Source organism: Alteromonas gracilis, from assembly GCF_002993325.1.
Taxonomy (GTDB): Bacteria; Pseudomonadota; Gammaproteobacteria; order Enterobacterales; family Alteromonadaceae; genus Alteromonas; species Alteromonas gracilis.
On the sequence record NZ_PVNO01000030.1, the window covers coordinates 121,181 to 127,210 of the forward strand.

The window sequence follows — 6,030 nt, forward strand, 5'->3', positions numbered from 1 at the left end:
CTGCGTGCAGGCTCAGCTTTTCCCACCTACTTTAAGCATTAAAGAGACTAAGATTCATTCGCTTAAATGAATAAGCTAAAAACGACGGGCAAAGCTAGCGCGGTAAAAATGCCGTTCACACATAGGCCTAATGTTGCCATAGCAGCAACATCATCTCCCATTTGGATTGCCTTTGCAGTGCCTATGGCATGGGCGACAGTACCTAGTGCGATACCTTGGGCCTGTCGGTTTTTAACGTTAAAAAGGGAAAATATAGTAGAAGCCACTACGGCTCCCACTATACCGGTAACGATAACGAAAACAGCAGCTAGCGCAGGTATCCCTCCTATTTGTGCGCTAGACTCCATCGCCAAGGGCGTGGTTATAGATTTGGCGAGCATAGTGAATTGTATAGCGCTGGGCGTATCGAATATAAAAAGCGTCAACCACGCTGAAAAAGGGGCAAGTACACCGCCCAAAATTATACTTACTACCAAACGCCAGCCATAGTGCCTTAACTTTTGCCATTGGCGATAAATAGGTAGGGCGAGTGCTACCGTGATTGGCCCTAACAACCAATGCAGTAATGAAGCAGCACGTTGATATTCAAAAACTTGCGTATTGGAAAAATAAAGCCCCAAGGAAACAAATAACGCCGTGATGATGATGGGGTGAGCTGCAGGGTGGCCACTGCATTTTCTATTGGCCCAAAGCGCTATCATGTAGCTGACGATAGAGATGCTCAGCCAGAGTAAACCGTGAAAACTTAAAGTGTTGTGTAAAGCCTCAATCATCTACATCGCCGATATTTTTACCGTTAGCTAGAACATCGCTCTTTTTAGAGTTCAAAAGCTGTTGAGATAGCCACGCAGTAAAGCCCAAACTAAACGACGTCGTAACGACAATAGCAATCACAATAGCTAAAGCATAAGTTTTTATATCCCCCCAATACATGGTCACGCCTAACACCGCTGGGATAAAAAGTAATGACATGTGTTTGAGAGGAAACGTTACTGCGCGCGCAACATGATGTTCAAGCGTTGGAAAGCAAAATAACGCCACAAGCAGCAGAATAAGCCCAAGCAGCGGACCGGGGATGGGAAGAGATGCTGCACTTACAATTAAAAGGCCAAGATAATAAGCAATGAAAACTGCGGCCGTGCCTACCATCGTGTCTTTGACATTTTGCACGCATACTCCCTACTATGTCTTGTCTGCAACTCCAATCGACGTAGTGTAACGAGAAGCGCATTTAACCGCTAGCAGTACCATGGTCGTATACGAACAATTCAACGCTTTTTTATCTAAAGAGCAGCCTGCGTTTTACTGCCAAAACTGATAGTAATATTTGTCGGTAATTTTAAAGCTCTCACCGCTTTGCATGACAACTTGCTGCTGATTGCATTTTTGCTCCAAGTGAGCGACATGCATTTCATTGACGGCGACTGAGCGATTGCATCGTTTAAAGTAGTGCCCTCCCAACCTTTTAAGTAAGTCACACAAAGTAGTGCGAACGACATAACTTTCCGACAAGGTTTGAACACACATATAATCACCCGCAGCCTCAATCCATTTGATATCTTCAGGGTTCAGGCAACACCACCCGTTTTCAGCGCGGATCCCCACTACACAAGGCTGGGCGTTTTTGAATAGTTGCAGTCTTAAGCTTGCTAATAGCGCGGATTCTGAAACACCGTACTGATTACATAAGCCTCTAATAAGCCGAGAAAATTGAAAACCTCGCTCGTAGCAGCGATATTTTATTTTCACATTTTCAATTGCTCGCAAAATCTGCGCTTCTTCTAGTGGAATCTTTACAAAACCTGATGCATTGTGAGAAAAAGCTAACAGAGCCTCTTCCTCTTGACTGCCCACAGCCAGCCAATGTTTTGAGGCTAGATTTCTGCTTGATGGCGCAACCGAGTAAAACCCGATAGCGTTTTGATACTTTTCAGCCAGCGCCAGGCAATGACCAGCCGAGTCTGCGCTATAAATTTGGCTAAACAGACCACGCTTTTCTAATATTTCACAAAGCGCCCTCTGCAAAGAAATAGATTGTAAGAATACCAGTGCGATCATTTGCGTTCCCTTGCAGGTGCGAACAGTAATAGCACCAAGAACTTTTAATTCTAACTTTCAAAAAAGTCATTACTAAGAAAGTAAAATAAACAATGTTAAAAAAGGGCTACGTTTTATGTAGCCCAATGGTCAGGGTAAACAGAAATTATTCAACGTTTTGCGGTTAAAACACTTGGGCTTACATTGATACGACGAGCGATATGCTGCGCATTGACATCTGCGCCATTAGTAATAGCGAACGTAAGCATATCTTGCCCATTGCACACTAAGCCTGTGTGCAGATTTTTCATATTAAGGCCTGTGGCTTTTACAGCGCGGTGCAGCTTCAAGCGATTGTCACTTTTCACTGCTTCGCACACTGCAATTAGGTTATTCTCTAGCTCCCGTGGATAGGAAGCAGCGCTGGCGGCAGTAATGGTTAGTGACAGACTCATTCCAAGTAAAGCAAGTTGGGTAACACGGCGTGACATAAACATAACAAGTTCCTCTGATAATATTTGGCAACGCGGTGACGACCTCTTTAAGCCCCCGCATCATTAAACTAGTGAAACTTTGTGATGACTACGCGATAAAAACGCCAAAATACCGCTATATGAGATGTTGCGACAAGCGTACAAAAGCAGAGGTTTAACCATCGGTCTAAACAGTTATTAGTCGAACTTAACACACACTTTGCAACATTCTTTGTAACGCGGAAAAGGAATGACGAGGGTATAGGAGAAAAGATTGATGTGTTTTTGAAACGAAGACTATCAAGTTTGATAAGTGCCTCTTAAAACTGGTACTTCAATCAGTTTGAACCTAACTTGAAGTTAATACCGAATCAACTTGAGCTGTTATGAGAAAAAAACGGGGGCTATTAGCCCCCGTTTTGATGCATTATGTTATTACGCTTAATGCTTAAATTTTTCTAAAAAATACTGTCTTGGTGAATTTTGATAAACATACTCGTACCGACTTTTGAGTAGTCTATTTTGTATTCTTTGCCATTTAGTGTCTGAATAAAAACTAATGTTTTTTCATCGCCAAAGACTTCGCTGGTGGTAACATCTACCAATTCCATATCTAACGCTTTGGCTTCGCGTTTGTTATCTGGAATTTTACCTTCATACTGCTTAATACCTTTATAGGTCACTAGTATCGGAGGATTCTCGTCTCCGTTCGTCACCAATAGGTCAAGCTTTCTGATCTTATGAATGATGGTATTTCGACCACTCGTAATGAAAGGTTTTTCAGTCATTTTCGTCTCCGCGACTTTTTACCTGCTTTTTTTATTATTAACGTAACTTGTAAGTATTAAAGTCTACCACGAAGTTAATAATCAACACATAGGCATTTAATTGATATATTTTCGGAGTATAAACTAGTCATCAAAAGCAATAAACGGCTATTTTTCGCCCTTCGTATATTTTCGTATAAACATGAAATTGTCAGGTTACTACTGCCACTTTATCCAGGGTCGGTGCACCAAATTCTGAATCAGCTTGTCACATGGCGTGACCTCTGAAGATGCGAACACACAGTTTGGTGCCTCGTTTATTTGAACCTGGGCGACGATATTAGACACTGATACCTCTAAATCTAAGTCGGTATCAAGTTGCGTCATTGGCAAAATGAATTCTACGCGGTTTGTAAAAGCACAAGAACTCTCTGGGGGCGTGTTTTCAGATTCAGACTCACACCCTGCGCTTCCCAGATGATAAGACCACTCGTGCGCTTCTTCTCCGCTCTTGGACACATCAAACTTAAGAAACCTGTGGCCGTTACGCTGATTTAAAAACATCGACGAATCGTTCAATGGAGAAGGCTGAGTGGATGGATTAGCGTGGTTAATATCAAAAGGTAAACCCATGGTAAAACGGAGGTTAGTTGATAACTTTAAAAGTTGCTCAGACACATCCAATACTATTTTGGTGTTAGCATCATCGGGATTAACGCACTTATTGTGGAATTTTAGCAGAGCCGCATTCGGCGTTTGCCACTGAGTCTGTTTAAACTTCACTCTTTGCCATTTTCCATCAATGCGAAGCTCAGGCTTGCTAAGATAAAAGCCAAAATAGTCTATATTCCAGCGCTGCTGGCCTATGCTCATGATCATGGGGCAAGCACCAGTATCCACACCTACTAATTTAAAAGGAATTTCACCGGGCTCTCTTCCTTTAAAATTTATTACGTCACACCCAGCTAGCGAGAAGAACACAGCTATGAATAGAGAAGATATGACGGGCGCGCGAAAAGAACTTTTCATCTTATTATTTACTTCCTGTGATTAGCGAGCAGTTGGAAAAGGAAACCGCGTTATTTATTAATTAAGGTGAACTATGCAATATCGTTTTAAGAGTTACTACCTATAAGAACTGACTACGGCAATGCGCATTTTGTTATAGAATACCATTATTAGCCCCAATAAAGTGAACTCACTGAGTAATTCAAACCACTGAGTGAACAAAAATAAAGCAAACAAATCACAAACCCCTAACCTAGGCGTGACAAGGTAGTTAAAACTGCTTATACTTGCGCTCGTTTGTTATTGTTATCCAAAACAATATTAGAACACATCTCTAAATGGCCCTATAGCTCAGTTGGTTAGAGCATCCGACTCATAATCGGCAGGTCCCCTGTTCAAGTCAGGGTGGGGCCACCATTTTCTTCACGAAGCAGTGTCCAAATTCGGCTCTACCCCATAAACGGGGGATCAGCATTCACCTTACACGATTGATAACACCATCCCATCCACAATGGGTCATCACTCTTATTCGATAGTTTTCAAAGTTTCTAAAACCATACGCTCTTCTTGATATCATTTCCATTTTGTTGTGGAAGCCTTCAGTGATCCCGTTGTTTCGTGTAAAGCGCCACATGGCGATGATAGGTTGCAACCACGAAGTTAAGGTATTGGCCAGTGCACGAAGTGGGCTGTGATGTAACTGTTCAAGCAAGTCTAAGAACCTCGGTAATGTCTTCTCCATTCGTTTTTCATTCATAGTCTTTAACAGCATATACCTGATGAGCTTCTGTTTGACCTCATACAGTGTTTTTAACACCGGATAGTCAGCTAAGTAGCGTTGTAGATTGCTGTTTTTCTCTTCGCTTAAATGCCATTGATGTCGTCGCATCAAACTAAGTAAACCTCGATTCTTACGTCCTTCAGGGTGGTGTTGCTGCCACGCTTTTAAGAAGTGATGGTTTATCAAGCGCACCACATGAAAACGGTCAGCGACTATCGCAGCATTAGGGAAATAGCGTTTGGCAATACCACGATAGGTTTCCGATAAGTCTATCGCGATGAGCTTAACGTTTTCTTTATTGGGAAGGTGGCGCAAGTACGAGCGTAAACTTAATTCAGAACGTCCCAGTTTTACATCAAACACACTACGATGTCGTAAATCTACAAACGTCGTCGCATAACCCTTCTTACGGGTAAAAAAGTGTTCATCTATCCCCAGCATCTCTGGGCAGGGGCGACTGATAATCTCTTTATATTTTTGGCTGATGTGTGATTGGTACCAACGCTCTACCGTAGTGGGACTAATGCGATGTGTGCGTGAGATACCACGCTGCGTAACACCACCGTGGTGCGCTTCAAAGACTTCTAAGCGAAAGCACTCCGACGCTCGATAGCGTGGCCGGATCCCAACAAAAGGGTGCCTGAAATAACGACCACAGCATCGACAATGATACTTAGGTACCTTTAAATGTAGCGTTAGCACCTGATTACCTTGGCGCGTGTGCTTCACAGTACGCTTATGTGTGGCTTTTATGCGTAAATGTTGACTCTCACAATGCTTGCATAACGGCTTTTTAGTGGGCTTTGCCCACACTTCAATAAAATCATGTCGATGAACACGTTCTATTTCTAACTCACTTATGCCTAAAATAGTACCTGCGTGGGACATCTGTACTCTCCATTAAATGATTCTTCGCAAAATCAGTTTAATGAATGCGGATGTCCCCCGTTAATGATGAAGAGCC

The 6,030-nt window shown here is 42.6% G+C and carries 7 protein-coding genes and 1 tRNA gene; 1 reads left to right on the forward strand and 7 read right to left on the reverse strand.

Going from position 1 to position 6,030, the window contains the following annotated elements; translation table 11 throughout:
* Positions 1-62: 62 nt before the first annotated feature.
* The 6 genes from C6Y39_RS16595 to C6Y39_RS16620 all read right to left on the reverse strand — a co-directional run bounded on the left by C6Y39_RS16595 (position 63) and on the right by C6Y39_RS16620 (position 4,306).
* Positions 63-773: an LrgB family protein gene (locus C6Y39_RS16595; RefSeq protein WP_105932342.1), complete on the reverse strand. Its 711-nt coding sequence runs from the start codon at positions 771-773 to the stop codon at positions 63-65.
* Positions 766-1,170, reverse strand: coding sequence for a CidA/LrgA family protein (locus tag C6Y39_RS16600; RefSeq protein WP_105932343.1), 405 nt, complete (start codon positions 1,168-1,170; stop codon positions 766-768). Before C6Y39_RS16600 ends, C6Y39_RS16595 begins: the two co-directional genes overlap by 8 nt.
* 132 nt (positions 1,171-1,302) lie before the next feature.
* On the reverse strand, positions 1,303-2,058 hold the full coding sequence (locus C6Y39_RS16605; RefSeq protein WP_105932344.1) for a LytR/AlgR family response regulator transcription factor: 756 nt from the start codon (positions 2,056-2,058) through the stop codon (positions 1,303-1,305).
* A 149-nt stretch (positions 2,059-2,207) separates the two neighbouring features.
* Positions 2,208-2,534, reverse strand: coding sequence for a DUF3718 domain-containing protein (locus C6Y39_RS16610; protein WP_105932345.1), 327 nt, complete (start codon positions 2,532-2,534; stop codon positions 2,208-2,210).
* A gap of 434 nt (positions 2,535-2,968) precedes the next feature.
* Entirely contained in the window at positions 2,969-3,298 is a 330-nt protein-coding gene (locus C6Y39_RS16615; RefSeq protein ID WP_105932346.1) for a hypothetical protein, read from the reverse strand.
* 198 nt (positions 3,299-3,496) lie between these two features.
* Positions 3,497-4,306, reverse strand: coding sequence for an MbnP family copper-binding protein (locus C6Y39_RS16620; RefSeq protein WP_105932347.1), 810 nt, complete (start codon positions 4,304-4,306; stop codon positions 3,497-3,499).
* Positions 4,307-4,625: 319 nt separating this feature from the next.
* Between C6Y39_RS16620 and C6Y39_RS16625 the strand changes: the two genes are divergently transcribed.
* A tRNA-Ile gene (locus C6Y39_RS16625) sits at positions 4,626-4,702 on the forward strand.
* Positions 4,703-4,760: 58 nt separating this feature from the next.
* Here C6Y39_RS16625 and C6Y39_RS16630 read toward each other — a convergent pair.
* Entirely contained in the window at positions 4,761-5,954 is a 1,194-nt protein-coding gene (locus C6Y39_RS16630) for an ISL3 family transposase (protein ID WP_105929417.1), read from the reverse strand.
* Positions 5,955-6,030 lie beyond the last annotated feature (76 nt).

Excerpts from the sequence above, each read along its gene's own strand:
- C6Y39_RS16595 (WP_105932342.1), bottom strand. The coding sequence starts at position 773 with ATGATTGAGGCTTTACACAACACTTTAAGTTTTCACGGTTTACTCTGG.
- C6Y39_RS16605 (WP_105932344.1), bottom strand. The coding sequence starts at position 2,058 with ATGATCGCACTGGTATTCTTACAATCTATTTCTTTGCAGAGGGCGCTT.
- C6Y39_RS16610 (WP_105932345.1), bottom strand. The coding sequence starts at position 2,534 with ATGTTTATGTCACGCCGTGTTACCCAACTTGCTTTACTTGGAATGAGT.
- C6Y39_RS16615 (WP_105932346.1), bottom strand. The coding sequence starts at position 3,298 with ATGACTGAAAAACCTTTCATTACGAGTGGTCGAAATACCATCATTCAT.
- C6Y39_RS16620 (WP_105932347.1), bottom strand. The coding sequence starts at position 4,306 with ATGAAAAGTTCTTTTCGCGCGCCCGTCATATCTTCTCTATTCATAGCT.
- C6Y39_RS16630 (WP_105929417.1), bottom strand. The coding sequence starts at position 5,954 with ATGTCCCACGCAGGTACTATTTTAGGCATAAGTGAGTTAGAAATAGAA.